Annotated in this window: 27 protein-coding genes; 18 read left to right on the top strand and 9 right to left on the bottom strand. The window is 66.7% G+C overall.

All coding sequences use genetic code 11. The features are described from left to right. The 6 genes from BR47_RS0119450 to BR47_RS0119420 all read left to right on the top strand — a co-directional run bounded on the left by BR47_RS0119450 (position 1) and on the right by BR47_RS0119420 (position 6,090). Positions 1–900: a DUF58 domain-containing protein gene (locus tag BR47_RS0119450; RefSeq protein ID WP_020101137.1), complete on the top strand. Its 900-nt coding sequence runs from the start codon at positions 1–3 to the stop codon at positions 898–900. Then, the gene (locus BR47_RS0119445) at positions 890–1,363 is read left to right on the top strand and encodes a hypothetical protein (protein WP_020101138.1); all 474 of its coding nucleotides are present in this window, start codon (positions 890–892) and stop codon (positions 1,361–1,363) included. Before BR47_RS0119450 ends, BR47_RS0119445 begins: the two co-directional genes overlap by 11 nt. Beyond that, on the top strand, positions 1,354–2,418 hold the full coding sequence (locus BR47_RS0119440; protein ID WP_029120516.1) for a hypothetical protein: 1,065 nt from the start codon (positions 1,354–1,356) through the stop codon (positions 2,416–2,418). Before BR47_RS0119445 ends, BR47_RS0119440 begins: the two co-directional genes overlap by 10 nt. Then, on the top strand, positions 2,415–3,461 hold the full coding sequence (locus BR47_RS0119435) for a vWA domain-containing protein (protein WP_020101140.1): 1,047 nt from the start codon (positions 2,415–2,417) through the stop codon (positions 3,459–3,461). The genes BR47_RS0119440 and BR47_RS0119435 overlap by 4 nt, the downstream gene beginning before the upstream one ends. Continuing rightward, positions 3,458–4,471, top strand: coding sequence for a tetratricopeptide repeat protein (locus BR47_RS0119430; protein WP_036427591.1), 1,014 nt, complete (start codon positions 3,458–3,460; stop codon positions 4,469–4,471). Before BR47_RS0119435 ends, BR47_RS0119430 begins: the two co-directional genes overlap by 4 nt. A 206-nt stretch (positions 4,472–4,677) precedes the next feature. Then, a complete protein-coding gene (locus BR47_RS0119420; RefSeq protein ID WP_029120514.1) occupies positions 4,678–6,090 on the top strand; it encodes a hypothetical protein in 1,413 nt (470 codons plus the stop codon). A 65-nt stretch (positions 6,091–6,155) separates the two neighbouring features. Here the strand turns inward: BR47_RS0119420 and BR47_RS33810 are convergent, their stop codons facing one another. From BR47_RS33810 to BR47_RS0119405, 4 genes are all read right to left on the bottom strand, one after another. Continuing rightward, entirely contained in the window at positions 6,156–6,458 is a 303-nt protein-coding gene (locus tag BR47_RS33810; RefSeq protein ID WP_231506739.1) for an endonuclease domain-containing protein, read from the bottom strand. Then, positions 6,455–6,988 (bottom strand): hypothetical protein, encoded by a 534-nt coding sequence (locus BR47_RS33805; protein WP_231506738.1) that lies wholly within the window; start codon positions 6,986–6,988, stop codon positions 6,455–6,457. Before BR47_RS33805 ends, BR47_RS33810 begins: the two co-directional genes overlap by 4 nt. A 62-nt stretch (positions 6,989–7,050) precedes the next feature. Then, the gene (locus tag BR47_RS0119410; protein ID WP_029120513.1) at positions 7,051–7,401 is read right to left on the bottom strand and encodes a pyridoxamine 5'-phosphate oxidase family protein; all 351 of its coding nucleotides are present in this window, start codon (positions 7,399–7,401) and stop codon (positions 7,051–7,053) included. A gap of 24 nt (positions 7,402–7,425) precedes the next feature. Next, on the bottom strand, positions 7,426–9,162 hold the full coding sequence (locus BR47_RS0119405; RefSeq protein WP_029120512.1) for an N-acyl-D-amino-acid deacylase family protein: 1,737 nt from the start codon (positions 9,160–9,162) through the stop codon (positions 7,426–7,428). A 133-nt stretch (positions 9,163–9,295) separates the two neighbouring features. Here BR47_RS0119405 and BR47_RS30900 point away from each other — a divergent pair, with 133 nt between their 5' ends. The 7 genes from BR47_RS30900 (at position 9,296) to BR47_RS0119370 (ending at position 14,934) form a co-directional block, all read left to right on the top strand. Continuing rightward, positions 9,296–9,901 (top strand): hypothetical protein, encoded by a 606-nt coding sequence (locus tag BR47_RS30900; protein WP_029120511.1) that lies wholly within the window; start codon positions 9,296–9,298, stop codon positions 9,899–9,901. 81 nt (positions 9,902–9,982) lie between these two features. After that, positions 9,983–10,366 carry a VOC family protein gene (locus BR47_RS0119395; RefSeq protein WP_020101146.1) on the top strand — a complete coding sequence of 128 codons (384 nt, stop codon included), beginning with the start codon at positions 9,983–9,985 and terminating at the stop codon, positions 10,364–10,366. Positions 10,367–10,392: 26 nt separating this feature from the next. After that, a complete protein-coding gene (locus tag BR47_RS0119390) occupies positions 10,393–10,926 on the top strand; it encodes a mycothiol transferase (RefSeq protein ID WP_029120510.1) in 534 nt (177 codons plus the stop codon). Then, complete coding sequence (locus tag BR47_RS0119385; RefSeq protein WP_029120509.1) at positions 10,923–11,495, top strand: phosphatase PAP2 family protein; 573 nt, start codon at positions 10,923–10,925, stop codon at positions 11,493–11,495. The genes BR47_RS0119390 and BR47_RS0119385 overlap by 4 nt, the downstream gene beginning before the upstream one ends. Before the next feature lie 81 nt (positions 11,496–11,576). Beyond that, positions 11,577–13,094, top strand: coding sequence for an aldehyde dehydrogenase family protein (locus BR47_RS0119380; protein ID WP_020101149.1), 1,518 nt, complete (start codon positions 11,577–11,579; stop codon positions 13,092–13,094). 61 nt (positions 13,095–13,155) lie between these two features. Next, positions 13,156–14,022, top strand: coding sequence for a polyphosphate kinase 2 (gene ppk2, locus BR47_RS0119375; RefSeq protein WP_020101150.1), 867 nt, complete (start codon positions 13,156–13,158; stop codon positions 14,020–14,022). Positions 14,023–14,049: 27 nt separating this feature from the next. Continuing rightward, a complete protein-coding gene (locus BR47_RS0119370) occupies positions 14,050–14,934 on the top strand; it encodes a hypothetical protein (RefSeq protein ID WP_029120508.1) in 885 nt (294 codons plus the stop codon). A gap of 51 nt (positions 14,935–14,985) precedes the next feature. On the opposite strand, the gene BR47_RS0119365 is transcribed toward BR47_RS0119370, so the two are convergent. Next, positions 14,986–17,034, bottom strand: a complete 2,049-nt coding sequence (locus tag BR47_RS0119365; protein WP_029120507.1) for a prolyl oligopeptidase family serine peptidase — start codon at positions 17,032–17,034, stop codon at positions 14,986–14,988. A gap of 35 nt (positions 17,035–17,069) precedes the next feature. Here BR47_RS0119365 and BR47_RS0119360 point away from each other — a divergent pair, with 35 nt between their 5' ends. After that, positions 17,070–17,558 carry a DUF779 domain-containing protein gene (locus BR47_RS0119360; protein ID WP_029120506.1) on the top strand — a complete coding sequence of 163 codons (489 nt, stop codon included), beginning with the start codon at positions 17,070–17,072 and terminating at the stop codon, positions 17,556–17,558. Here the strand turns inward: BR47_RS0119360 and BR47_RS0119355 are convergent. Both BR47_RS0119355 and BR47_RS0119350 read right to left on the bottom strand, forming a co-directional pair. After that, positions 17,543–18,427 carry a cyclopropane mycolic acid synthase family methyltransferase gene (locus BR47_RS0119355; protein WP_029120505.1) on the bottom strand — a complete coding sequence of 295 codons (885 nt, stop codon included), beginning with the start codon at positions 18,425–18,427 and terminating at the stop codon, positions 17,543–17,545. The two genes, BR47_RS0119360 and BR47_RS0119355, sit on opposite strands and share 16 nt — an antisense overlap. A gap of 6 nt (positions 18,428–18,433) precedes the next feature. Further along, positions 18,434–19,297: a cyclopropane mycolic acid synthase family methyltransferase gene (locus BR47_RS0119350; protein ID WP_029120504.1), complete on the bottom strand. Its 864-nt coding sequence runs from the start codon at positions 19,295–19,297 to the stop codon at positions 18,434–18,436. Positions 19,298–19,401: 104 nt separating this feature from the next. On the opposite strand from BR47_RS0119350, the gene lpdA reads away from it, so the two are divergent. Together lpdA and BR47_RS0119340 are read left to right on the top strand one after the other, a co-directional pair. Continuing rightward, the gene (lpdA, locus tag BR47_RS0119345) at positions 19,402–20,796 is read left to right on the top strand and encodes a dihydrolipoyl dehydrogenase (RefSeq protein WP_029105151.1); all 1,395 of its coding nucleotides are present in this window, start codon (positions 19,402–19,404) and stop codon (positions 20,794–20,796) included. A gap of 7 nt (positions 20,797–20,803) precedes the next feature. Further along, on the top strand, positions 20,804–21,073 hold the full coding sequence (locus tag BR47_RS0119340; protein WP_029105152.1) for a membrane protein: 270 nt from the start codon (positions 20,804–20,806) through the stop codon (positions 21,071–21,073). Between the two features lie 4 nt (positions 21,074–21,077). Here the strand turns inward: BR47_RS0119340 and BR47_RS0119335 are convergent, their stop codons facing one another. Next, entirely contained in the window at positions 21,078–21,626 is a 549-nt protein-coding gene (locus BR47_RS0119335) for a carboxymuconolactone decarboxylase family protein (RefSeq protein WP_020101158.1), read from the bottom strand. 68 nt (positions 21,627–21,694) lie between these two features. Between BR47_RS0119335 and BR47_RS0119330 the strand changes: the two genes are divergently transcribed. After that, positions 21,695–22,921, top strand: a complete 1,227-nt coding sequence (locus BR47_RS0119330; protein WP_141772270.1) for a hypothetical protein — start codon at positions 21,695–21,697, stop codon at positions 22,919–22,921. A gap of 67 nt (positions 22,922–22,988) precedes the next feature. After that, complete coding sequence (locus BR47_RS0119325; protein ID WP_020101160.1) at positions 22,989–24,350, top strand: phosphatase PAP2 family protein; 1,362 nt, start codon at positions 22,989–22,991, stop codon at positions 24,348–24,350. Here BR47_RS0119325 and ramB read toward each other — a convergent pair. Beyond that, positions 24,347–25,765 (bottom strand): acetate metabolism transcriptional regulator RamB, encoded by a 1,419-nt coding sequence (gene ramB, locus BR47_RS0119320; protein ID WP_020101161.1) that lies wholly within the window; start codon positions 25,763–25,765, stop codon positions 24,347–24,349. The genes BR47_RS0119325 and ramB overlap by 4 nt on opposite strands. Between the last annotated feature and the right edge of the window lie 36 nt (positions 25,766–25,801).

Raw genomic sequence — 25,801 nt, 5'->3', positions numbered from 1 at the left:
ATGGGCGTTCTACTGCAGGAGGTCAAGGCGCAGACCCTGGCCGGCAATCGGCTCTCGGGTCCGAACGGGGTGTCCCGTGGGCTGCTCGAAGGCGAGCACCGCTCGATGTTCCAGGGACGCAGTCTCGAGTTCGACGATCTGCGCCCGTATGTCCCGGGCGACGATGTCCGCGATATCGACTGGAAGGCGTCGGCGCGCTCGCCCGAGGTGCTGGTCAAGCGCTTCGTCTCGTACCGGCAACAGCGCATCCTGATGGTCACCGATCTGGGCCGGAACATGTTGGCGCTGGCGGCCGGTGGTGAGGTCAAACAGCGGGTGGTGCTCAATGCCGTTGGCCTGGTTGGGCTCATCGCCATCAGCAAGGGCGACGAGATGGGTCTGGTCTACGGCGATGCGACGGGCTCGGCGCACATGCCCAACCGGCGCGGCGAGGCGCACCTCGAGCACATCTTGGAACGCGTCAACCGCCATGACGTCGCCGGCAGCGGCCGCAGCGACCTCTGCACGCAACTGGAGTACGTGCTGCACCACTTCCGGCGCAGGCACATCGTTTTCGTGATTTCCGACGAACCCGATGTCAGCGCCGCGTTGGACGAGCAGTTCCGCAAGGTGTCCGCGCGTCACGACGTCTACTGGGTGACGGTGCGCGACGCCCCGTTGATCGGAGTGCCGGGACTGGGCGGCGAGGGCTACGACGTCGACAGCGGCAGAACCCTGCTGCGTGAAGAGATTCTGGGGCATCGGGTGCTGGAGGCGTACCGGCGGGCCGAGGCCCAGCGTGAGGCGGCGTTCGAGCAGTACGTCAACAGCTCCGCGATTCCGTGTGCCCGGGTCTCCGGCAGCGGTGAGTTGTTCAACGCCGTCACCCTGATGTTGAAGAAGGCCGGCCGTGGCAAATGACTTTCTGAAATGGATTGTGGCGCCGCTGCCGTACTCGGTGTTCTGGCTGGTGTTCGGCGTCCTGCTGGTCCTCGGGGTGATCGGCTGGTTCGCCGGTGTCGTGGTGTGGACGCTTCCCGTCGAACGTCTGCGCACCATCCCGGTGATCCGCGACATCAGCGCCCGCGTACTGCAGCGCAAGTTCGGTGCCGCGGTCGGGAAGGTGGCCGAGCGGCACCGGACCGGTGAGCTGAGCAGTCGCCAGGCGTACGCCGAAATGAGCCGGATACTGCGGAATTTCGTGTTCTACCGCACGGGCGTGCGCGCCCAGTACATGACGTTGGGTGAGGTGGAGCGCGGGCCCGCGGCTGCGGCCGCGCCCATCGTGAAGGCCCTGTACACCCGGCAATTCGACGTTGCCGAGAATCCCGATGTCGCTGCCGCGGCAGCACAGGTGCGGAGTGCGATCCGGTCATGGAGCTGAGATGGTGGTGGGTCGTCGTCGTGGGACTGACGGCCTTGGGCGTCATTGTGGCCGTCGCATTCCTCTGGCCCCTGCGGCAGCAGCAGCGACGGTTGCGTCCGCTGGCGTGGGTCGGTCGGTTGACTCAGTTGCCCGAATACGCGCGCGCCTATCGCCGGTACCGAATCATGTTGGCGGCCATCGCCGCAACGACGGTCGCGGTGTCGCTGTGCGCGATCATCGCCACCGCACGGCCCGTGAGCGCGCAAGCGACCGCCGCGGAGATCAACCGGGCTCACCCGGAGGACATCATGCTGTGCATGGAGGACGATCCGGCCGCCCACGACGCCTCCGTCGTCCTGTCGTATTTCCGTGACCAGGCAGCCAAGTTCGAGACGCAGCGTCTCGGACTGACGTCCCGCACCCTGCGGGTGATCCCGCTGACCCGGGACTATTCATATCTCCAGGAGCAACTGGGTCGCTATGCGAACCTGGAGCGGCTGAAGTCCGAAAAGACACCCTCGCCGGAGGACGTCGCCACGCTGCAGCGTGCGCAACACGAGTTCGGCCGGGCCGTCGACTATTCCGATTACAAGCTGACGGTCAACGACGCTCTCGCCTTGTGCATGAAGGGTTTTCCCGGCGTGGGCAAGACCTCGGATGCCCGTCGTTCGGTCATCTACCTGGGCTCCGCCGGTGGTTCCACGGCGCCCATCTACTCCGACGCCGCGCTGCGGGCGCTGGCCAGGTCCTCGGGTATTCAGCTGAACGTGCTGACCCCGACGACGCGTGATGCCGCCGGCACCCTCAGTGGCATCGCCGAGACCACCGGCGGTCGGTTCATCAGCTATGTCGCGGCAGATCCCAAGGGCGGCAACAGCGGAACACAACAGGATGCGATGGACGCGGCACTGCGCAGCCATCTGGACGACATCCGCGCCCACCCGCCCGGGCTCACCCGTTCAGACGGAACGATTCTCGTCGAGCAGGTGCGTGACCGGCCGAACACGGTGCTGGCCGTGGCGCTGGTTCTGGTGATCGTCTTCTCGATCAGCCTGGCGGGGGTGCGTCGATGACGTTCGAACCCGTGGTGGCGTGGTGGGTCTTCCTGTTGCTGGCCGGCCTCACCCTGATCCTGCGCATGTTCACCCTCTACCGGGTGCTGGTGGTCGTCGGGAAAGGCAGCCAGCGCAAGGTGGTACTGCGCTGGAGCTTGTTGACCCTGGTGATCGTCTGTCTGTTCGCGGCGGCCGCGCGGCCGGGAATCGAAGGGGACAAACATGTTTCGGACCAGTCCGTCGCGGCGGCCGCGTCCGGCCGCAACGTCAACGTGTTCTTCGTCGTCGATCGCTCGCTGAACTCCAAGGCCGAGGACTACGGGAACAACCAGTTCCGGATGGCCGGGATTCGGGCCGACATGCAGTCGATAGTCGACCAGTACCCGTCGGGGCGGTTCTCCATCACCTCGTTCGCGACGAAAGCCCGCGTCGACTGGCCGTTGTCGGACGACGTCTGGAGTCTGCGGGCACTGCTCAAGGGTTATTCGGCGTACCAGTCGGACTTCGATTCGGTGTACCAGGTTGATGTCGGCGCGGCCGACGAGCAGCTCAAGCGCCAGCTGGAACTCGCGCAGCGGCAGTACCCGGGTTCGAGCAACGTGGTCTTCTATCTCGGTGAGGGCGCAGGTGTTTCGAAGCGATCGGCGACGAAGTTCGACATCCCCGCGGGGCTGATCTCCGGCGGCGCGGTGCTCGGCTACGGCACGACCGGCGGTGGCCGGGTCGCCAGCAGAATGGCGCCGAACGGTGAGATGTCCTACTTCCCGGACGCCGGTGGCGGACAGTTCCTCTCGGTGTTGGACGAGGCGTCCTTGAAGACCGTCGCCGGCCAGCTCAAGCTGCCGTACTACCACCGTGCGCCGGGTGATTCGACGGCCACCATCATCCCCGCGCTCGATGCGAAGGCATCCGCGGAGCGGCAACAGGTTTCGCTGCCGGGCGAGCGCACCGAGTTCTATTGGATTTTCACGGCCATCGCGATGCTGTTGATGGGCTATGAACTCTTCGCGATGGCGCGTGAGTACCGGGTCTCGCGAATGACGAAGGTGCGGGGCGAATGACGCGGATATCGGCGGTGTGGCGGACGGTGGTCGCGGCGGTCGCCCGGTTCTTCTCGTTCGGCCCGCATCGGAAGGTGTTGCGGCGCAGGCTACTGGTGATCTCGGTGCTGCCGGCCCTGCTGGTGTTGGGGATCGCCGCCAAGTTGGTCACGATGGTGGTCTACGGGCAGTCCGCGCGGTCGGACTACGTCGCGTACAACTCCTACGGCATGGCCGGCGACGTGCGGAAGCTCAAGTCCTTCAACGTCATCGACTCCTACAAGGCCTATTTCGCCGAGGGCGACCGCTACCTGCTGGAAGGCAAACTGACAGACGCGGAGGCCGAGTTCAAGAAGTCGCTGGAACTGGTCGACCAGGAAGATTCGTGCCCGGTGCGCATCAACCTCGAGGTGGTGCTGGAGGCCCGGGGCGACGTGAAGAACGCGGAGAAGCACCGCGACCAGGCGAAGCCGCTGTGGCAAGAGGCGCTGACGATCGTGCAGCAGGCGCCCGCCGGCTGTTTCGACAACTCGACCGAGCCCGATGAGGAGCAGCGCAAGCACCGCAACGAAACGGCGAAGCGGTTGCAGGACAAGCTGAAAGATCCGGAGCCGAAGTCGTCGGACGGCCAGGGCGGCGGCCAGGGTGGCCAGGGCGGCGGAGGCGGTCAGGACGGCTCGGGTCAGGGCGGTGGCCCGTCCGGCCACGGTGAGCAGCCGCCGAATCAGGGCGGTCAACCGCAGAGTCCCGAGAATCAGCCGCCGAGTCCGGGCAGTCCGCCGCCGAGCCCAGGGGAGCAGGGGCAGTCGGGTGGCGCGGGCGGTCAGAGCCCGGCTCAGGGCGGTGCCGACGGACAGGCGCCTGCCGGCGGACCCACGACGCAGACGCCGGACACCGTCGGCGCAGACCGGGTGGCGACCGAATCCGGTGGCGTGGCGACGCATAAGCTACATCCGAATCAGGGAGATCCGGGTGACGTGCTCAAGAGGCTGCTGGAGGATTCCGGCGCCACCGGCATCGATCGTGAGTGATCTGCCTCGAGCCTGACCTGGCGGCGAAAAGCCGGTCGGAAAATCACCCTGCGGTCAGGCTCGTGCCCGCTGAACAGGCCACGTGGATGCTGGGAATCTGCTAAAAATTGACATTGAAGTCAATATCAGTCCTTCGTGGCGCTGCATTGTCTCGTTGCCCGCCACGTCACCGAGGGGGCGGTTTCATGAATGCTTCTGTTCGACTCATGCCGACGAAGTTGGCAGCTGCCGCCCTGGCGGCCGGCGTGGTCGCGGCCGGCGCATCGATCGGCGCGGCGGAGCGCGTCGTACCGACCATCGAGGCCAACGTCGTGCCCACGTCGCTGATCACCGACGCGCTGGCCGGGGCAGGCTGGATCGTCGACGGACTCGCGGCAAGCGTTGCCATTCCGATCGAAGCGGTGGTCTCGCTGCCGTTCGACGCGCTCACCGCCATCGCCATCTCGGTGCAGCACCCGGCCTATGCCCCGTCGGTGTTGAGCTGGCTGGTCAACCGGTATGCGAACCCGGCCGAGTCCTACCCGCACTACACGTTCCCGTGGGACTTCAAGGCCAACGCGATCGGCAACATCGCACTCGGGCTGCCGTACCCGATCGGCCCGAGCACCACCCAGCTGGGCCTGATCAACAGCATTGCCGACGGCATCGCCAACGTCATCGGCGCCGCTCTCGGCGGGCTGCCCGACCCGTCGACCGGCGTTGCCGCGTCCGACGCCTTCTGGGCCACCACGCCCGGGCGCATCGTGAGTTCGTTGAACAACGTTCCGCTGGCTCCGGTGTGGGCGGCCTGGGACGTGGTCGACTACGTCGGCTTCCTGCCGTACAACGTGGCGGCGACCATCGAGTCGGCCATCAAGTCCCCGCAGGACATCCCCGGCCTGGTGAGCAATCTGGTCTACGGACTGCTCGGTTCCGACACCGAGGGTGGACTGGCCGGCTATCTGATCCACGATCTCACCTACCCACTTACCACGCTCCCGGGACCTGTCGGCCAGTTCGCGACGGGCGTGGTCGCGAACCTCCAGCAGGGGCTCGACAATCTGCTGGCGAACCTCCCGGCGCCGATACCGCCGGCGCTGGCGAGCACCGCAGCCGCGAAAATGGCGGTGACCGGGCCGACGCCGACTGCCGCGGTTCAGGGTGTGGCGGCCGGTGACATCCCGGCGGTGACCGGGCCGAGCGCGAACACGGTGACGCTCACAGTGGCGGACACCCCGAAGCCTGCGGACACCCCGAAGGTTCCGGACACGCCGAAGACCCTGGACACCCCCAAGGCGCTGGACACCTCGAAAGCCTCAGAGACCCCGGATATCTCGAAGGCGCCGGAATCGCCGACGGCCTCGACCGACCAGGAGGCCCCCAAGGCTCAGGACACTCCGACGGCTCCCGATGCCTCGAAGGCTCCGGAGACCAAGCCGGACGCGCAGGCCAGCGTCACCGGCAAGCCGGACAAGAAGGCCGGAAAGGTCAAGTCGGGCAACAAGGTTCGGCCGGGCACCAAGTCCGCCCCGACCGGCGCGGCCACGGGCAACGTCGACAAGTCAACGGCTACCGGCGGATCCGACAAGCCTGCCGGCGGCGCCCACGAGGGTTCGACCGGCTCGGACGCAGCTGCCTGATCGCAATGGCTGACACAACGTTCGGCTGAGGCGGTTGTTGAGGCTATATACGGTTATCGACACGCTCAGGCGGACGTTGTGATCGCGCCGAGGTGTCCATTCCGCCGGATGATCTCCAGAATGTCCGATTCCACCCTGTCCCAGCGGTAAACGACATCCTCATAGGTCAGCCGAATCACCAGATATCCCATGCTCGTCGCTACTCTGTCCCGCGTCCGGTCGGCCTGATACCTGGGTAGGTGATGTTCGCGGCTGTCGGCTTCGATGATCAGTCTGTCGCCGACGAGAATGTCGACTCGTCCGACTCCAGGGATGTCCACTTGAGTGCGCAGGTGAATTCGTAGTGCCCGCAGTCGCAACCGGATCATGGTCTCCGTGCCGGACTCGCTCTCCGCGTCGCCTTTCGCTCGGCCAGGTGCCGCCGGGCGAAAGGCGACGCAGCGACAATGTCTCGCGCATCGGCCATCTGGATCATGCGCTTGTTCAGCATCGAGTCCAGGACGACGACCAGCCCTTCGGCATCCAGGCAATTCGCTGCTGATGCGACGGCAACCTCAACCGGATCGATGGCGCCGGCAACAGGTGGATCAAGGCGGTATGGGTGGCAGGACCGGCCGCCCGGGAGCGACCGGCGCGCCCGCGTCGCATACCGGATGTGCAAATCGGAATCGGGAACCCACACCCGGAAGCGGCGGAGCGCTGAGACGCAACCCAGGGCACCACCGGCCGTGGCGGCGCGCACTACGTGCGGATCGGCCGACGGGCTGGCGTACCAACCGCGCCGCAACGACAGCCACCCTTGTTTCTTGATCTGCTGATACGACCAGCCCGCCTCGCGCAGTTGCACTGCGGACGCCACCCCGCCGTTGGCAGCAAGCAGTTGTTCGATTTCCCCCATCGCTCAATAGCAGCCGAAAGCGGCATGCAGCGATAGCCCACCGGCGCCAGCCTGTGGATAACTCAGGTCTCCTTGAGCGACACGCAGTCGTGAACGCCTTCGGGGCTGCGATGCAGCACCGCGCGGGTGGGCACCACACGCAGGCCGGTGTCGGTGGCTTCGGCGGTCCCGTCGACGATCAGCGAGTAGCCGGTGGGTTCTTTCGGCGGCCACAGCACCGTCACGGCAGGGTGGGCGCCGATATTGCGCCGGGTGGTGTTTCCGACGGGCTCGATCGTCACCGCGCCGCCGTCGAACGCCGGGACGACGGCCACCGTGTGCGGACGGAAATCGTCACCGACGGTGATCAGAAAGCCCACCGGGAAGTCGGCCAGGGTGTCGCCGAGTTTTTCCAGATCCACCTTCACGCTCATGAGGTCAGGATAGGTCGGCGCCGCTCACGCCGGTGCGGGTTGCCGGCCGCGCACCAGCCGTCCCGGCCGGGCCGCCGTGGGTACCCCGTTCTCCGCGATGATCTCGCCGGACACGATCGTCGCGACGTAGCCGTCGGCCGTCTGGTCCAGGCGGCGCCCGCCGGCGGGCAGGTCATGTTCGATGGTCGGCTTGTGCAGTGTCAGCGCGTCCTGGTCGATCACGTTGAGATCGGCCTTGTAGCCCACCGCGATTCGGCCGCGGTCGTTCAGGCCCGCAACGCGCGCCGGTACCGACGTCAGCTCCTTCACGGCGTGCCCCAGGTCCAGCCGGCCGGCGGCGCGGTCGCGCACCCAGTGCGTCAGCAGATAGGTGGGAAACGATGCGTCGCAGATCATTCCGTAGTGCGCGCCACCGTCGCCGAGGCCGAGAATGACGTCGTCGCGCTGGATCAGTTCGGCGACGGTGTCGAGGGAACCGTCACGAAAGTTGGCGAGGGTCACCAGCAGCATGGCGTGACCGTCGTCGTCGAGGACGCGGTCGTAGGCCTCCTCGAGCGGACTGATGCCGCGGGCGGCGGCCCGGGCGGCGATCGAATCCGACGGTGCGGGTTCGTAATTCGGGGGAGTGCCGAGGGGGAACATGTAGTCCCATGCCTGCACCGCGAACATGAGTGGGTGGCCGTCGGCGGCTGCCGTGTCGTTCAGGATGCGTTGGCGGACTTCGGGTTTGCGCATCTCGGCGACGCGCTCGGGCAGCGGTAGGTCGGCGATCTCGCGGTACGACGGATACAGCACGAACGGATTGCCCGACAGCTCCAGGCCGATGACGAGGCCGATGGGTCGCGGGAAAATCTGCGCCGAGATCGAACCGCCATCGGTGTTGGCCTTCTCGACCATCCGTAGCGCGTCCTCGAACGTGGCCGGTCCGGCATTGCCGACGGCCAGGGTGAACGTGACGGGCAGGCCGACGTCGGCCGCGACGTCGAACACGGTTTTCAGCGCGACCTCGTAGTCGCCGGCCAGCAGGTCGGGCACGAACTGGATCAGTCCGCCGCCACCGTCCTCGACGCCGCGGGCGATGGCCTCGATCTCGACCTGTGCGGCGTCGTGGCTCGGAATGGGCTGCCCGCCAGAGGTCTTGTGCAGCGTCAGTCGCGACGACGCGAAGCCCAGCGCGCCGCACTCCACGGCCTCGGCCGCGAGCTTGCGCATCAGCGCCAGGTCCTCGGGCGTGGCCGGTTCACGGTCGACGCCGCGCCGGCCCATGACGTACACCCGCAGCGGCGAATGGGGAAGGAACGCGGCCACATCGATATCCCGTTGTCGCGCCGCCACGGCGTCCAGGAATTCGGGGAAGGTCTCCCAGGTCCAGGGCAGTCCGTCGACCATGACGACACCGGGGATGTCCTCGACGCCGGCCATCACGTCGACGAGCACGTCGTGGTCGTCGGGGCGACAGGGTGCGAAGCCGACGCCGCAGTTGCCCATGACGGCGGTCGTTACGCCGTGAGCGGAAGACGGGGTCATCCGGTCGGACCAGATGGCCTGTCCGTCGTAGTGGGTGTGCAGGTCCACGAAGCCGGGGGTGACGAGCAGGCCGGTGGCGTCGATCTCGCGGGCGCCGTTCCCGTCGATGGTGCCGACCGCCGCGATGAAACCGTCCTGAACTGCGACATCGCCCCGAAAGGGGGTGCCGCCCAACCCGTCGGCGATGAGTCCGTTGCGAATGACGATGTCGTAGGCGACGCCCGCTGCGTTCATGTGAACAACGTACGACCCAGGCCGTCATCAGATCTGTGAGTTGGCTTTGAGTTGAAGTTAGAACGGCTAGGCATTGCAAAACCGATGTATCGTGATAGGTACAAGATGCATCGAATCAACGAAAGGAATTGCGATGTTCTCAGCTGGTTTCGGCCCCGGTTTCGGTGGGGGCTTCGGCCCCGGATTCGGGGGCTTCGGTCCGGGCGCGGGTGGTCCCGGCGGCCCGGGCTTCGGTGGCGGATTCGGCGGCGGCTTCGGTCCGGCTGCCGGGCACCACTTCTTCAAGGGTCGTCTCAAGCGTGCCGCGATTGCCGCGGCCGCGCTACTACAGGAAGGCCCGGCCACCGCCGAGCAGCTCTCGCGGCGGGTTTCGGAGATCACCGACGGTGCGTTCACGCCGCCGGTCGACAAGGTGGAGTTCGTCATCTCGCTGCTCGCGGCCCGCGGCGTGGCCACGGTCGAGGACGGCGTCGCGACGCTGACCGAGTTCGGTGAGCAACTGCTCGCCTGGCGCGGTGTCAACAGCGAGACGGTGCAGGCGTTCCTCGGGCAGGCGGGGAAGTTCGGCGATGTCATCAAGCTGCGCAAGGATTTGTTCGAGCTCGCCGGCCTGGCGCGCACGATCAAGTTCACCGGCAACGATGCGCAGAAAGCTGACCTGAAGACGGCGGTCACCACACTGTCCGCCGCGGTCGCCGAGGCCAAGAAGGCGCTGTACCGGACCCTGGCCGACAACTGACGGATACCAACTATCGGAGCGGCGGATCCATCCCGGGTTCGTCGCTCCGAAGTTGTCGGTGCCCCGTGGCACGATCGGGGCATGATCGACCACTTCGGTATCAACTGCAGTGACTGGGCCAAGTCCCAGCAGTTCTACGACACCGTTCTCGGTGTCCTCGGGTTCAGCCGGCAGCTGGATTTCGGCATCGCCATCGGTTACGGCCGCGACGGCAAGCCGGACTTCTGGATCGCCGATGCCAGCGCTGGCGAGGCCTCGGGCCCGAACCGCGAGGTGCACTTCGCATTCCAGGCCGCGGACACCGATGCGGTCACCGCGTTCCACGACGCCGCGGTCAAGGTCGGTGCCGAGTCCCTGCACGCGCCCCGGCTGTGGCCCGAATACCACCCCGGCTACTTCGGAGCCTTCGTCCGCGACCCCGACGGCAACAACGTCGAGGCGGTCTTCCATGGCGCGGCCGGGTAGCGGTGAGCTCCGGTAGCGTCGGCGACATGTCTGACACCGCTGCGGCGCGGGAACTGTTGCGCGACTCGTTCACTCGGCTCATCGAGCACGTCGACGAGGTCACCGACGGCCTGACCGAAGAGGTGTCGCTCTGGCGGCCGACGCCGGAGGCCAATAGCATCGCGTGGCTGCTGTGGCACAGCGCGCGGTGTCAGGACATGCAGCTGTGCGATGTCGCGGGCATCGAGCCGGTGTGGACAAGTGAAGGCTGGGAGCAGCGATTCGCGCTCGACCTGCCGAAGAGCGACGCGCCCGGCTACGACATCGGGTACGGCCACACCGCCGAGGACGTCGGCAAGGTGCGGCCACCGGTCGAGCTGCTGGTCGGCTACTACCGCGCGGTGCACAAGGTGACGCTCGAGTACGTCGCGACCGTGACGCCCGAGGAGCTCGAGCGGATCGTCGACCGACGCTGGAATCCGCCGGTCACCGCGAGCGTGCGACTCGTCAGCATCGTCGACGACTGCGCGCAGCACCTCGGGCAGGCCGCGTACGTGCGGGGCATCGCCGCGCACAGATGACGGCTGAGAAGTTCGTCCGCTGGTGGCCGCCGGTCGGACTGGCGCTGATGGCCTTGCTGGGCTGGGTTGTCGGTAAGGCCTCGACGCCGGTCGACGACGTTTTCCAGCGCGCGGGCCGGGCCGGTCAGCCGTACTCGGGTTGGCTGCTGTTCTTCACCGATCCACGCGTGCTCATGGTGATGCTGGTGATCGCGGTGGGAATCGCGTTGTGGCACAAGCGCTGGCGCCTCGCGGCGGTCATCGCGTTGACGCCCCAGCTGGCGGTGTTCATCGAGCGCGGACTGAAAGAGCTGTTCGGCCGTCACAAGGGCGGGGCGCTGGCGTATCCGAGTGGGCACACCGTGCTGGCGGTGACGGTGCTGGGCGTGATCGTCGTGGCAGCCGGGGCGGTGCTGTGGTCACGCGTGCTGGCCGGCGTCTTCGTTCCGTTGGGCATGCTCGGGCAGGCCTTCACGTACCACTACTTCACGGACACCGTCGGTGCCTTGCTGTTCGGGTCCAGTCTGGTCTGCCTGGCGACCCGATTGGTCACCGACAGCCCCGCGGAAAGCCCTGGCGTCATCCTCTAGCGCCAGGCGCGGTACGCCTCGGTTTTGACACGCGTCAAGCCGGGTGCGACCCGCGTCACACCCGGTCGTTACGATGGCGGTATGACCGCTACGTCTGACGTCCGTTCGCCCGGCTCCGGCACCATTTACGACCCCGCCACAGGTGCCATCGCAGGAACCGTGAGCTGGACGGACCCGGCCGACGTCCCTCGCATCGCCGCCGGCCTGCGCGCCGCGCAGCGCGAATGGGAAGCCCGCGGGCCGCAGGGCCGGGCGAAGGTGCTGGCTCGTTTCGCGGTGTGGTTGAACGACCACCGCGACGAGGTCGAGGCCCTGCTGATCCGCGAGACCGGCAAGTCGATGGTCGACGCCAAGGCCGAGATCCCGCTGGCGATCCTGATCATCTCGTACGTGGTGAAGACCATGGAGAAGGCGCTGGCGCCCGACACCCGCCCCGCGCCCTTGCCCATGCTGTCGGTCAAGAAGATCACCGTGCACTACCGCCCGCGTGCGGTCGTCGGCATCATCGCGCCCTGGAACTACCCGGTGGCCAACGCGTTGATGGACGCCATCGGGGCACTCGCGGCCGGTTGTGCCGTGCTGCTCAAGCCGTCCGAGCGGACCCCGCTGACCGCCGAGCTGCTGCTGCGCGGCTGGACCGACTCCGGCGCCCCCGAGGTGCTGGCCCTGGCGCAGGGCGCCCGCGAGGTGTCCGAGGCCGTCATCGACAACTCCGACTTCATCCAGTTCACCGGCTCGACGGCCACGGGCAGCAAGGTCATGGAGCGCGCGGCGCGCCGCCTCACCCCGGTCAGTCTCGAACTCGGCGGCAAGGACCCGATGATCGTCCTCGAGGACGCCGACGTGGAGCTGGCCGCCAACGCCGCGGTCTGGGGCGCGATGTTCAACGCGGGGCAGACGTGTGTGTCCGTCGAGCGTGTCTACGTGCTGGAACCGGCCTACGACGCGTTCGTCGAAGCCGTCGTCAAGGCGGTGCAGAACCTCAAGGTGGGCGCCGGTGAGGGCTACCACCTCGGCGCGCAGATCGACGCCAGTCAGGTGGACATCACCGAGCGGCACGTCAACGAGGCCGTGGCGGCCGGCGCCCGCGCGCTGACCGGCGGCAAGCGCCCCGACGGCCCGGGCAGCTTCTACCCGCCGACGGTGCTGGTCGACGTCGACCACTCGATGGCGTGCATGACGGAGGAGACGTTCGGCCCGACCCTCCCGATCATGAAGGTCGCGACCGTCGGCGAGGCGGTCCGTCTGGCCAACGACAGCCCCTATGGCCTGAGCGCGACCGTGTTCTCGGGCGACGTGCAGCGGGCCAAGGATGTGGCTCTGCAGCTCGACTGCGGCGCGGTGAACATCAACGACGTGCTGGCCAACCTGATGTGCACCACCGCGCCGATGGGCGGCTGGAAGACGTCGGGCATCGGCGCGCGGTTCGGCGGCGCCGACGGCATCCGCAAGTTCTGCCGCCAGGAGACGGTCGTCGAGCCGCGCACGAGCAAGGGCACGGGCGGCAACTACTACCACAACTCGATGAAGGCCCTGGCCCGCATGAACAACGTCCTCACCAAGGTGTCGCTGATCCGGCCCAAGCGCACCGCCAAGTAGCACCACCAGTTGTTCACCAAGGCGTCACCGGCAGGTTCGGCCTGCCAGCTAGTTTCGGCCGGTGACCCTCGACGCTTCTGCTGCTGAGACCTACACCGTCCGCGATGATGACGACGACGACCCCGAACTGGTGCTGCTGCCCAGCGGGGAAGTCGTCGACACCTGGCGCGAGGGGTACCCGTACGACGAGCGCATGAAGCGTGACGAGTACGAAGAGCAGAAGCGTCTGCTGCAGATCGAGCTGCTGAAGCTGCAGAAGTGGAGCCAGACCAACGGGCTGCGGCACGTCATCGTCTTCGAGGGCCGTGACGCCGCCGGTAAGGGCGGCACCATCAAGCGGTTCATGGAGCACCTCAACCCGCGCGGGGCCCGCGTCGTCGCGCTGGAGAAGCCGACCGAGCGGGAACGCACCCAGTGGTACTTCCAGCGGTACGTCACGCACCTGCCGGCCGCCGGCGAGATCGTGCTGTTCGACCGCTCCTGGTACAACCGGGCCGGCGTCGAGCGCGTGATGGGCTACTGTACGCCCAAGCAGCACGCCGAATTCGTCCGTCAGGCACCGCTTTTCGAACAGATGCTGGCCAACGACGGCATCAGCCTCACCAAGCTGTGGTTCTCGGTGACGCAGGCCGAGCAGCGCACCCGCTTCACGATCCGTCAGGTCGACCCGGTGCGGCAGTGGAAACTCTCGCCGACGGATCTGGCCTCGCTGGACAAGTGGGATGCCTACACCGCGGCCAAGGAAGAGATGTTCGCGTGGACGGACACCGAGGTTGCGCCGTGGACCGTGGTGAAGAGCAACGACAAGAAGCGCGCCCGGATCAACGCCATGCGGCATGTTCTCGGTAAGTTCGATTACGACAACAAGGACCATGAGGTGGTCGGACACGCCGATCCGCTGATCGTGGGACGGGCGCTGTCCGACTGAGCAGCGCCCACCAACGTAGGAGGGCGCTTGCGATTCGTCGCGACACTGCTGTTGTGGCTGGTCACCACCGTCGCTGTGGCGGTGGCTGTGCCGGTCTGCTGGGCGCAGCACACACTTGTCGACCGGGGCGGCTATGTCGCGCTGGCCACCACGGCAGCCAAGAACCATGAGCTGCAGAAGGCCACGGCCAGCGAGCTGGGCATCCAGGTCAACAGGCTGGCCACCAGCGCGGGCTACGACCTGAGTACCAGCACCGTGTCGAGTGCCGCCGGTATCTACACGTCCAGCTCGGCGTTCCCGGGGCAGTTCGGCGCCGCGAACGGCTACGCGCACGATTGGCTGTTCACCGACACCATGGCCCACTCGGACTCATCTGGCCGCTGGACCATCGACCTGTCGCCGATGTTGTCGGACCGATCGTTCAAGGCGACGCTGTCGGCGTTCGGCATCCGTGTCCCGTCGAAGATCGAAGTACCGATCACCGACTCGGCCCAGTCGTTGCGGCCCGGCCAGTTCCGCGCGGCGACGACGTGGGGACCGTGGGCGCGCATCGGCATCTGCGTACTGACGGGCGTGTTCGCCCTGCTCACTCTGGCGGTGACCCGGTCCCGCGGGAAAACCGTTGCCGCCCTCGGTATCTCGACCATGATCGTTGGCGCCGCCGGCTGGGCCGGCATCGAGGCGGGTCGGCGCTACATCAACGACGGGCTGAACCGCACCACCGGCAACGTCCGCCAGGTGGCCGACGTCATGGTCGACACGGCGATCGCCAACGCCCACCAGTGGCTCAACATCACGCTCGCTATCGGCGGCGGACTCGTGGTGCTGGGCGTGCTCTTCACGCTGCTGGGCAACCTGGGTCGACGGGTGGTCCGCAAGCCCAAGCCGGTGGCCGCTCCGGCCGCCTCCTGACCGGGATTTGTGCACGAAAATCCGCGGCCGGCGCGGAAAATCGTGCACAAATCACGAGCCGACGGTGCGCTCCAGGAACGAGTAGACCAGCGCGGCCTTGAACGCGGCCTGCGAATTGTCCGCGGCCCCGCCGTGTCCGCCCTCGATGTTCTCGTAGTAGTGGACGCGGTGGCCGACGGCTTCGAGGGCCGCCGTCATCTTCCGCGCATGGCCCGGGTGTACCCGGTCGTCGCGCGTCGACGTGGTCATCAGCAGCGCCGGGTACTTCCGGTCGGCCGAGATGTTCTGGTACGGCGAGTACTTCGCGATGAACTCCCAGTCATCGGGGTTGTCGGGGTCGCCGTACTCGGCCACCCACGACGCGCCGGCGAGCAGCAGGTGATACCGCTTCATGTCGAGCAACGGCACGCTGCACACCAACGCGCCGAACAACTCCGGATACCGCGTGAGCATGACGCCCATGAGCAGACCGCCGTTGCTGCCGCCCTCGGCGGCGAGCTGTTCGACGGTGGTGATGCCGCGGCGCACCAGATCGGCTGCGACGGCGGCGAAGTCCTCATAGACGAGGTGACGGCCCTCGCGCATGGCCTGGGTGTGCCAGCGCGGCCCGTACTCGCCGCCGCCGCGGATGTTGGCCTCGACGTACGTACCGCCCTGGGTCAGCCATAACCGGCCGAGCACCCCGGCGTAGCCGGGCAGCAGCGACGACTCGAAGCCGCCGTACCCGCTCAGCAGCGTCTTGCGTGGCTCGGTGACACCGCGTTGTCCCACAACGAAATACGGGATGCGCGTACCGTCGGCGGATGTCGCGAAATGCTGCGACACCTCGACCTCGGAGGCGTCGAAGAATCCCGGTGCGCGCTTGATCTCGGTGACCTCACCACCGGCGTGACCCCAGAGCAGACGCGACGGGCTGTCGAATCCGCTTGAGTCCAGGAAGATTTCGTCGCCGTACTCGTCGACGTCGACGATGACCGTGGTGGCGTGCTTCGGCACGCCGGGGATGTCCTCGCGCTCCCACGTGCCGGGAGTGACGAGCTCGATGTGGCCGATGACGTCCACCAGCGTCTGCAGCAGCAGCCGGTCGCGGGTCCACGCGAAGTTCTGCATGCTGCTGTGGTCGTCGGGCTCGAAAACCACGCTCAGATCCCGGTTTCCGGCGAGGTAGTCGTCATAGCGCGTGGCCAATAGCGTTCCCGCCGCGTACGTCGTCTCACCGACGGTCCATTCGTCGCGCGGCCGGATCAGGAGCCATTCGCGGTGAATGGAGATCGCGGCGTCGGTGGGGACGTCGATGCGGACCAGCTCGTCGCCGCGGACCTCGTAGCGTTCGCGGTTGAAGAAGTCGGTGGACTGCGACACCAGCAGTCGCTCGAAACCCGGTGTGCTGTCGTAGCCGGCGCCGACGCTGACATCGGACGCCGCGCCCTCGAAGATCGTCACGGCCTCCGACACCGGCTGCCCGCGGTGCCACCGCTTGACGATCCGGGGGTACCCCGACTCGGTCATGGCGCCCGGCCCGAAATCGGTGCCCACCAACACCGTGTCGGGGGTCTCCCAGGAGACGCTCGACTTGGCTTCCGGCAGGTTGAACCCGTCCTCGACGAACTGCCTTGTCTCCATGTCGAACTCGCGCACGACGGTGGCGTCGGCTCCGCCACGCGACAACGCGATCAGCGCGAGGTTCAGGCCCGGCTCGATGACGTCGGCGCCGGCCCAGACCCAGTTCTCGTCCTCGTCGGCCGCGAGCTTGTCCAGGTCGATCAGCACGTCCCACTCGGGGGCGTCGGTGCGGTAGCTGTCCAGCGTGGTGCGCCGCCACAGCCCGCGCGGGTTCTCCGCGTCGCGCCAGTAGTTGTAGAGGAACTCGCCGCGCCGGCGGACGTACGGGATGCGGGCGTCGGTGTCCATCACCTCGAGGGCGTCGGCGCGCATCTGCTCGAAGCGCTCGCCGCCGAATTCGGCGATCGTCGGCTCGTTGTGCGCGCGCACCCAGGCGAGGGCGTCGTCACCGGTGACGTCCTCGAGCCAGAGGTAGGGATCTTCTCCTGGGGCGAGCGGAGCGACGGGATCTTCCGGGGCGACGGATTCAGAACTCACCTGGTCATTTCTACTCCCCGGCGTAGGGTGGCCGTATGCCATCTCGGGCACTGATCACCGCCGAAGCCGCCGAGCTGCTGCGCGCACTGCAGAACCAGCACGGCCCCTTGATGTTTCACCAGTCGGGCGGATGCTGCGACGGCTCGTCGCCGATGTGTTACCCCGACGGCGACTTCATCGTCGGGGACCGGGACGTGCTGCTGGCGGTGCTCGACGTCGGCCCCGACGGCGTCCCGGTGTGGATCTCCGGGCCGCAGTTCGAGGCCTGGCAGCACACCCAGCTCATCATCGATGTGGTCGCGGGCCGGGGCAGCGGGTTCAGCCTGGAGGCGCCCGAAGGCAAGCGCTTCCTGTCGCGCGGCCGGGTGTTCACCGACGCGGAGAACGCCGAGCTCAATGCGCAACCGCCCGTCACCGGCGCACAGTTCGCGCAGGGCGTCAGGCCGGTACGGGACGGGACGTTGATCGTCGAGCACGCCGAAGAGGCGTGCCCGGTGCCCGCTGCGCGTCAGGGTTTGACGTAGGTCACCAGATTGACGTCGAGCATCTCGTCGCTGAAGTAGTGCAGGCAACCGCGCAGGTATCGCATGTAGCGCTGGTACACCTCCTCTGAGGTGATGGCCAGGGCCTGCTCGCGGTGCGCCTGCAACGTGTCGGCCCAGATGCCGAGCGTCTGGATGTAATGCGGGCGCAGCGACAGGCATTCGGTCACCTCGAACCCGGCTTTCCTGCCGTGCTCGACCATCATGTCGGCGGTCGGGATCCGTCCACCCGGAAAGATCTCGGTGACCATGAATTTGATGAAGCGCGCGGTCTCGAACGTCAGCGCCTTGCCCCGGCGGTTCAGATCGTAGGGGTGGTATCCGGTGCTGCTCTGGATCACCATCCGGCCGCCTGAGGGCAGGATGTCGAAGCAGTTCTTGAAGAAGTCGTCGTAGCGGTCGAACCCGAAGTGCTCGAAGGCCTCGATGGACACGATCCGGTCCACCGGCCGGTGGAACTGTTCCCAGCCGTGCAGTTGCAGCTCCCGGGTTCGCGCGCTGTCGACGTTGTCGAGCAGGCGCTTGGTGTAGGCGAACTGATTCTTGGACAACGTCAGGCCGATGACGTTGACGTCGTACTTCTCGACGGCGCGGCGCACGGTCGCGCCCCAGCCGCAGCCGATGTCCAGCAGCGTCATGCCCGGTTGCAGGTCGAGCTTGCCGAGATTCAGGTCGATCTTCGCCATCTGCGCGTCTTCGAGGCTCAGACCCGGCGGTTCGAAATACGCGCAGCTGTAGGTGCGGCTGGGGTCCTGGAACAGGCCGAAGAAGTCGTCGGAGATGTCGTAGTGCGCCTGGATGTCGTCGAAGTGCGGCTGCAATTGCGTTGCGGAGGGCGTGGTTTCGTCCATCGTGACCTACTTCTGCAAGGTGAACTGGACGACGTCGGCCTGCTTGTTGCGAAACAGCTCCGCACAACCGGTCAGGTACTTCTGATAGCGGTCGTAGATTTCCAGGGACTGGATTCTGATGGCCTCGTCCCGATGCGCCGCCAAGTTCTGCGCCCAGATGTCGAGGGTGGTGGCGTAGTGCGGCTGCAGCGAGTGTTTCCGGGTGACGGTGTATCCGGCCGCGGTCGCGAGCTCCTCCACCACGGAGATGATCGGCAACCGGCCGCCCGGGAAGATGTCCGTCAGCAGGAACTTGACGAAGCGGGCGAATTCGAAGGTCAGCGGGATGCCGAGTTCCTTGGCGTCCCGGAAGTCGAAACCGCAGATGGTGTGCAGCAGCATCACGCCGCCTGGTGGCATTGCCGCATACGTCCGCCGGAAGAACTCCGGATAGCGGTCGGGTCCGAAATGCTCGAAGGCGCCGATCGACACGATCCGGTCGACGGGTTCGTCGAACTGTTCCCAGCCCTGCAGCCGGACCTCGCGGCTGCGTGCGGTGTTCATCCGGCCGAAGGCGCGCTGGACATGGGCCGCCTGGTTCCTCGACAGCGTCAGGCCGACCACATCGACGTCGTACCGTTCGACGGCGCGCAGCATCGTCGAGCCCCATCCGCAGCCGATGTCCAGCAACTTCATCCCCGGCAGCAGTCCGAGCTTGCTCAGCGCCAGGTCGATCTTCGCCAGCTGGGCTTCCTGCAGCGTCATGTCGTCGCGCACGAAATACGCGCAGCTGTAGGTCTGCGTCGGATCGAGGAACAGCCGGAAGAACTCGTCGGACAGGTCGTAGTGTGCCTGCACATCATCGAAGTGCGGCATCAGCGAATTGGACACGGGGCGGCGACCCTTTCTGGCGAAGGTCCCCGCCGAATACCCGGTTTCTCGCAGTTGAATCGGTCTCTCGACTCTCGACGTCGCCGCGCCTATAAGGTGTGCATGTGACTCACTATGACGTCGTCGTTCTCGGAGCCGGTCCCGGCGGATATGTCGCCGCAATTCGCGCAGCCCAGCTGGGGCTGACCACCGCCATCGTCGAACCGAAGTACTGGGGCGGCGTCTGTCTCAACGTGGGATGCATCCCGTCCAAGGCCCTGCTGCGCAACGCGGAGCTGGCCCACATCTTCAACAAGGAAGCCAAGACCTTCGGCATCAGCGGCGAGGCCAGCTTCGACTTCGGCGCGGCGTTCGACCGCAGCCGTAAGGTCGCCGAGGGCCGCGTCGCGGGCGTGCACTTCCTGATGAAGAAGAACAAGATCACCGAGCTGGACGGCTACGGCACCTTCACCGGCCCCAACTCGATGCGCGTCGCGCTCAACGCCGGCGGAACCGAGGACGTCACCTTCGACAACGCGATCATCGCCACCGGTTCGTCGGTGCGGCTGGTGCCCGGCACCTCGCTGAGTGAGAACGTCGTCACCTACGAGACCCAGATCATGACGCGGGACCTGCCGGGCTCGATCATCATCGCCGGCGCGGGCGCCATCGGCATGGAGTTCGCGTACGTGCTGAAGAACTACGGCGTCGACGTCACCATCGTCGAGTTCCTGCCGCGCGCGCTGCCCAACGAGGACGCCGAGGTCTCCAAGGAGATCGAGAAGCAGTACAAGAAGCTGGGCGTCAAGATCCTCACCGGCACCAAGGTGGAGTCGATCACCGACGGCGGCTCCGAGGTGACCGTCGTGGTCAGCAAGGACGGCGCCACGCAAGAGCTCAAGGCCGACAAGGTGTTGCAGGCCATCGGTTTCGGGCCCAACGTCGACGGCTACGGCCTGGAGACCGCCGGTGTCGCGCTCACCGAGCGCGGGGCCATCGCGATCGACGACAACATGCGCACCAACGTGCCGCACATCTACGCCATCGGTGACGTCACCGCCAAGCTGCAGCTCGCGCACGTCGCCGAGGCGCAGGGCGTCGTCGCGGCCGAGACCATCGCCGGCGCCGAGACCCTGACGCTCGGCGACTACCGGATGATGCCGCGCGCCACCTTCTGCCAGCCGCAGGTCGCCAGCTTCGGCCTCACCGAGGAGCAGGCCAAGGCCGAGGGCTACGACGTCGTCGTCGCCAAGTTCCCGTTCACCGCCAACGGCAAGGCGCACGGCCTCGCGGACCCGACGGGCTTCGTGAAGCTGATCGCCGACAAGAAGCACCTCGAGCTGCTCGGTGGTCACCTCATCGGTCCGGACGTCTCCGAGCTGCTGCCCGAGCTGACCCTGGCCCAGAAGTGGGACCTGACCGCCAACGAACTGGCCCGCAACGTGCACACCCACCCGACGCTGTCGGAGGCGCTGCAGGAATGCTTCCACGGCCTGACCGGCCACATGATCAACTTCTGAGTCGGTTTTGCGCGCGAATGTCGTTGCCGCGATAGGCGGTTTGGTCGTCGGCCACATGGTGTGGCTGCTGGCGATCTCGCTTGCGATGGACACCACCAGCATCAGCTTCTGGGTGCTGGTGATGTCCGCCGTGGTCTTCGTGGTGGCCGGCGTCGCCGTGTTTTTCGCTCGAAAGTTTCAGGAGCGCAAGGCTTTTGCGAAGTCCGCGTTCCTCTGGTGCCTGCCCGTCGCGCCGGTGTTGATGACGCTGGCGGTACTCGGGGTCACCTACCTGTAGCGCGCTAGTCCGGGAAGTCCAGCGGCACGCGCAGGGTGGCGATGGTCGCCGCCAGCCCGTCGTATTGCGCTGCCAGCAGGCAGAAGTCGATGAGCTGCTTGCGATCGAGGTACGCCGCCAGCGACTTCCACGTCTGGTCGGACACCGACCGGGTGATGACGAACTCGTCCGTCGCGGTGATCAGGACACGCTGCCGGTCGGTGAGGCCCTCGGCGTCCGGCCCCTCGAAAATGCGGGCCTGCGTCTCGGCGTCGACGCCGCGGCTGCGGGCGAGGCGACGGTGCTGCTGCAGCTCGTACTCGCTGCCGCGCAGATGAGCGACGCGCAGGATCACCAGCTCGGCGTCCCTGAGCCCCAGCTTGCTGCGGCCCAGCAGCATGCCGGAGTAGGGGAGGAACGTCAGGAACAGCAGGTGATGCTGGCCGAGGACGTTGAAGAGCGCGAACCTCGGGGCCCGGATGGTCTTGGCGCCGATCTTGGCGATAACCCAGTTGAGCGGGCCCAGTTCACGGAATCCGCCGGGTTCGATGCGGGCCGGCTCGATGCTGTTCACAATTCCCGAGTCTGGCACAGGCGGGGCGGTCGTAGGGTCGAGCCATGGGGTGGAAACGGGTGGGGGCCGTGATTTTCACGGTTGCGTTGATGGTGGTCAGTTGTAGTGACCGGGTTACCGATGTGGCGATATCGCGGGCCGCTGACCATCCGTTGCTGCGGTACTTGCCGACGTTGGCCGACGTGCCGGGAATGGTCGAGGTCGGCTACGAGGTGCCACGCAATGACGAATTTTCCGCACAGCGGCGAGTCGAGTGCTCGCTGTATCCAGAACCGGGTGACCCAGACGGGCCGCAACTCACCGCGCGCTACGGGGACAGGCTTGATCGCGACGGCCGCTTGATCCACGTTGACCTGTGGCGAACCCGCCCCGGTGAGAACGTCGTCGACGAGATGGCGAACTGGGGGACCCGCTGCGCGACCTACCGCGACTTCTACGGCACCTGGGCTGTCCAGACATTCCGCAATATCCCCGGAATGCCCACCGATGCAATCCAATTCGACACCACCCAGACCACGGGTGACAAGTATTGGAGGCCATCCAACGACGGCCCGGACGGCCGAACTGTCGTCGTGACCCGAGACGGAGTCGTGCTGCGGGTGAGGTTCATTTCCCGGGGTCCTCTGGGAGTGACGGTCCACGACGTAGCCCAATTGGTCGACGGCTTCGTCCAGCGTGCTGCCGAGCAAGCCCCTGACACAGTCCAGACGTCCAGCATCGCGTCGCGGCCCGCGGCGCAGCTGTCGGCACTGGTCATGACGCCACCGGTCAAGAGCGGCAGCCGAGTGGTGCAGTTGTCAGCGCCCCCGCGGGGCGACGTGCCTGCGGACTGCTCCGCCGACCCGCTGTCGTCGCCCCGACAGGGTGCCGATCCATTGGTCGACGCGCTAGGAGTCGCCGCAGTCTTCCGGGAGCGCGACGGGTTCGACGGCATCACGGCGGTGAACGACTGGGTCAAGCGTTGCAGCGCACAGCCGTTCGTGCCCGAGGTCTGCGCTGACAAGGCGAAGGAAGCACAGCTCGAAACCACACCGCCGGTACGGATCGAGGGCGAGGTGGTCACTGGTTACCAGGGGGTCGTGCTCGGGGAGAGCTATGTGAAGACCACGAAGTACTGCCAGCCGGATTCTGTGGTGGCCCAGATGGTCCGGGTGCGCGGAGTCTTGTTGCGGGCGGCGCCCTTGGTGGTGCAACGCGCCGAAGGCGAGGACCAACATCGAGCGCGCCAGCGTGCGATCGATGATCAGCGCAAAGACCTGGCCTACGTCATCTACCGGGTACAGCGGGCGCACTGACGTTTCGCTGAGTCGCAAATTGGTCGCAAATTGCTGGTAGCGGCGGCCGACGGCCTATCGTCTATGCGTGTTCACTGAGCATTCACCCTTTCTTAACGAGGGTGTACCACCCCGGACGAACGTCGCGATCGGCATTGCGCTGGTCGCGACGTTCATGTGCGCGCTGCAGGTTACGGCCATGCTGTGCGGATTCCGGGGCCCGCTCGAGCGCCTGATCAGCGATTACGTCGGAACTCCGGCGGGGTTCACGGTGCCCTGGGCGGCGTTGGTGGTGGCGCTGGTCGCGGTGCCACGCGAGTACCGTTTGCCGATCGCGGGCGCCGCACTGGGGCTCGATGTGGTCTTTGTCGTCGGCCGGGAGTACGTCGGTCTTCCGGCGGCGATGGGTAGCGGCGCGCTGGTCGTGCTCACCGGCCTCGGCGTGTTCGCGCTGACGCGGTGGACGGGCCCGCAGCGCGACACCGCGCTGAAGGGCGTCGCCACCGGTCTGTTGCTCGTGCTCGCCACCAAGGCCGGAGACGCCTGGCTGACGATCACGTCTCTGACCCGTCCCACCGTTCTCGACGAGTTCGCGGTGCGTGCGGACGTCGCCCTCGGGCAGCCGTCATGGGTGATGGGCCAGTTGGTCCAGCACCACTCGGTGCTCTACTTCGTACTGCACTGGGTCTATCTCGAACTTTCCGCTGCCGCGACCGTGGTGGCCATCTATCAGCTGCGCAACGTGACCACGGGTGGACGGTGGCCGCGGCACTTCGTCGTGCGCACCTTCCTGGTGCTGGGCCTGGTCGGCCCGCTGATCTACCTGATGTTCCCGTTGGTGGGGCCGACCTACGCCTTCGGCTCGGCCGGTGGCGGATTCCAGGTCGGAGACTTCTGGCCGGCCCTGCTGCCACCCGTCGACGGGACGGCGGTGCCCATCGCGTTCGACACGTCGACCCCGCGCAACTGCATGCCGTCGCTGCACACGGCGTGGGCACTGGCCGTGTTCATCCATTCGCGGTCCGGCCCGCGGTGGTTGCGCGTCGGTGGCACTTGTTGGCTCGTGGGCACTTTGGCCGCGACGTTGGGCTTCGGCTTCCACTACGGCGTCGACCTCGTCGTCGGTGCGGCGTTGTGCCTGACGGTGGAATCGGCTCTGCGGGAACCGGTTCGGCCGGCGCCCCATGCGAGGCTGCGGCTGATTGCCGGTGGCGTGGCCCTCATCGTCGGTTTGATGCTGTGCGTTCGCTACCTGTCCGGGTGGATGGCGCAGTATCCGATCATGTTCGGGCTGCTCATCATTGGGGCGCTTGCGACGCTGGTCTACGGCTTCTACGGCACGTTCTTCGCGCGCGTCGAGGCGGTGTCGACGGGCTTCGTTGACCCTGCGTCTACGCACGACGCCACTCGACCTTTTACGCCCTCGGCGCAGGATCAACCGGGGTCTTAGTTCGCCCGCTTCACCACGTACGGCGTCACGGTGCTGCGGTGTTCGTCGAGGTCCAGTTCGCGCCCCAATGCGGGGAAAGCCCGCTGCGGACAGTTGTCGCGCTCGCATACCCGGCAGCCGGAGCCGATGGGCGTCGCGGCGCCGCCGGACAGGTCCAGCCCCTCGGAGTAGACCAGCCGATTGGCATGGCGCAGTTCGCAACCCAGCCCGATGGCGAACGTCTTACCCGGCTGGCCATACCGCGCGGCGCGTCGTTCCACGGTGCGCGCCACCCACATGTAGTTGCGGCCGTCGGGCATCTGGGCGATCTGCACCAGCATTTTGCCGGGGTTCGCGAACGTCTCGTAGACGTTCCACAGGGGACAGGTGCCGCCCGACGACGAGAAGTGAAAACCGGTGGCGGACTGGCGTTTCGACATGTTTCCGGCACGGTCGACGCGGACGAACGACAGCGGCACGCCGCGCATCGACGGCCGCTGCAGCGTCGACAGCCGGTGCGCGATGGTCTCGTAACTCACCGAGTGATACGCCGACAGCCGCTCGACGTCGTAGCGGAATTCCTCGGCGACAGCATGGAACTGGCCATAGGGCAGCACCGCGGCCGCGGCGAAGTAGTTGGCCAGCCCCATCCGCGCCAGTTTCACCGACTCGTCGCTGGTGAAATTGCCTTCGGCCACCAGGCTTTCCAGTAGGTCGCCGAATTCCAGGTAGGCCAGCTCGGCGGCCAGTTTGAACACGTACTGTCCCGACGACAGGTGGCCGCCGATCTCCAGCGTCCGGGTTTCGGGGTCGTACCGGTGCAGCACGTTGTCGCCGAGTTCGAGCCGCTGCACGATGCGCACGTGATGCACGCGGCTCAGCCGCTCGGCGAGCTCGCGGGACAGCTCGGATCGGCGCATGTGCATGCGCAGGATGAATTCCTCTGCCGCGGTGTCGAGTTCGTGGAGGTAGTTCTGGCGCGTATAGAAGTAGTCGCGCACCTCTTCGTGCGGCATGGTGATGGCCCCGCTGCCACTGCCGTCGGAGAACCGGTCCTCGGTGGCGGCGGCCAACTGAGCCGTGGACAACCGGTAGCGGCGGTGCAGGTCGACCATCGCGCGGGCCATCGTGGGATGCGTGCTCACCAGGTCGGCGATCTCCGGGATGTCGACGTCGACACCCAGGTCGCGATCCATCAGTGCTTCGCGCAACTCGGCGACCAGTCGGGTGTCGTCCTGGGAGGCGAAGAACGTGGCGTCGACCCCGAACACCTCGGTGATGCGCAGCAGCACGGCGACGCTCAGCGGCCGGACGTCGTGCTCGATCTGGTTGAGATAACTGGGGGAGATGTCGAGCATCTGCGCCAGCGCGGCCTGGCTGAAGCCGCGTTCGCCCCGGAGCTGACGCACCCGGGAGCCAACGAAAGTCTTCGCCATGAAACCAGGCTAGCAATCATGTGAATACCGTCTTCG

This window comes from Mycobacterium sp. UNC410CL29Cvi84, from assembly GCF_000686745.1.
Lineage (GTDB): Bacteria > Actinomycetota > Actinomycetes > Mycobacteriales > Mycobacteriaceae > Mycobacterium > Mycobacterium mucogenicum_B.
The sequence above is the reverse complement of the archived record's forward strand: the minus strand, read 5'-3'. Positions and strand labels throughout refer to the sequence as shown.

Coding starts and splice junctions, on each gene's coding strand:
- BR47_RS0119395 (WP_020101146.1), top strand. CDS start 9,983: ATGATCGACCACTTCGGTATCAACTGCAGTGACTGGGCCAAGTCCCAG.
- BR47_RS0119360 (WP_029120506.1), top strand. CDS start 17,070: ATGCCATCTCGGGCACTGATCACCGCCGAAGCCGCCGAGCTGCTGCGC.
- BR47_RS33810 (WP_231506739.1), bottom strand. CDS start 6,458: ATGATCCGGTTGCGACTGCGGGCACTACGAATTCACCTGCGCACTCAA.
- BR47_RS0119450 (WP_020101137.1), top strand. CDS start 1: ATGGGCGTTCTACTGCAGGAGGTCAAGGCGCAGACCCTGGCCGGCAAT.
- BR47_RS33805 (WP_231506738.1), bottom strand. CDS start 6,988: ATGGGGGAAATCGAACAACTGCTTGCTGCCAACGGCGGGGTGGCGTCC.
- BR47_RS0119420 (WP_029120514.1), top strand. CDS start 4,678: ATGCCGACGAAGTTGGCAGCTGCCGCCCTGGCGGCCGGCGTGGTCGCG.
- BR47_RS0119390 (WP_029120510.1), top strand. CDS start 10,393: ATGTCTGACACCGCTGCGGCGCGGGAACTGTTGCGCGACTCGTTCACT.
- BR47_RS30900 (WP_029120511.1), top strand. CDS start 9,296: ATGTTCTCAGCTGGTTTCGGCCCCGGTTTCGGTGGGGGCTTCGGCCCC.
- ramB (WP_020101161.1), bottom strand. CDS start 25,765: ATGGCGAAGACTTTCGTTGGCTCCCGGGTGCGTCAGCTCCGGGGCGAA.
- BR47_RS0119405 (WP_029120512.1), bottom strand. CDS start 9,162: ATGAACGCAGCGGGCGTCGCCTACGACATCGTCATTCGCAACGGACTC.
- BR47_RS0119430 (WP_036427591.1), top strand. CDS start 3,458: ATGACGCGGATATCGGCGGTGTGGCGGACGGTGGTCGCGGCGGTCGCC.
- BR47_RS0119380 (WP_020101149.1), top strand. CDS start 11,577: ATGACCGCTACGTCTGACGTCCGTTCGCCCGGCTCCGGCACCATTTAC.
- BR47_RS0119385 (WP_029120509.1), top strand. CDS start 10,923: ATGACGGCTGAGAAGTTCGTCCGCTGGTGGCCGCCGGTCGGACTGGCG.
- BR47_RS0119355 (WP_029120505.1), bottom strand. CDS start 18,427: ATGGACGAAACCACGCCCTCCGCAACGCAATTGCAGCCGCACTTCGAC.
- BR47_RS0119440 (WP_029120516.1), top strand. CDS start 1,354: ATGGAGCTGAGATGGTGGTGGGTCGTCGTCGTGGGACTGACGGCCTTG.
- BR47_RS0119435 (WP_020101140.1), top strand. CDS start 2,415: ATGACGTTCGAACCCGTGGTGGCGTGGTGGGTCTTCCTGTTGCTGGCC.
- BR47_RS0119410 (WP_029120513.1), bottom strand. CDS start 7,401: ATGAGCGTGAAGGTGGATCTGGAAAAACTCGGCGACACCCTGGCCGAC.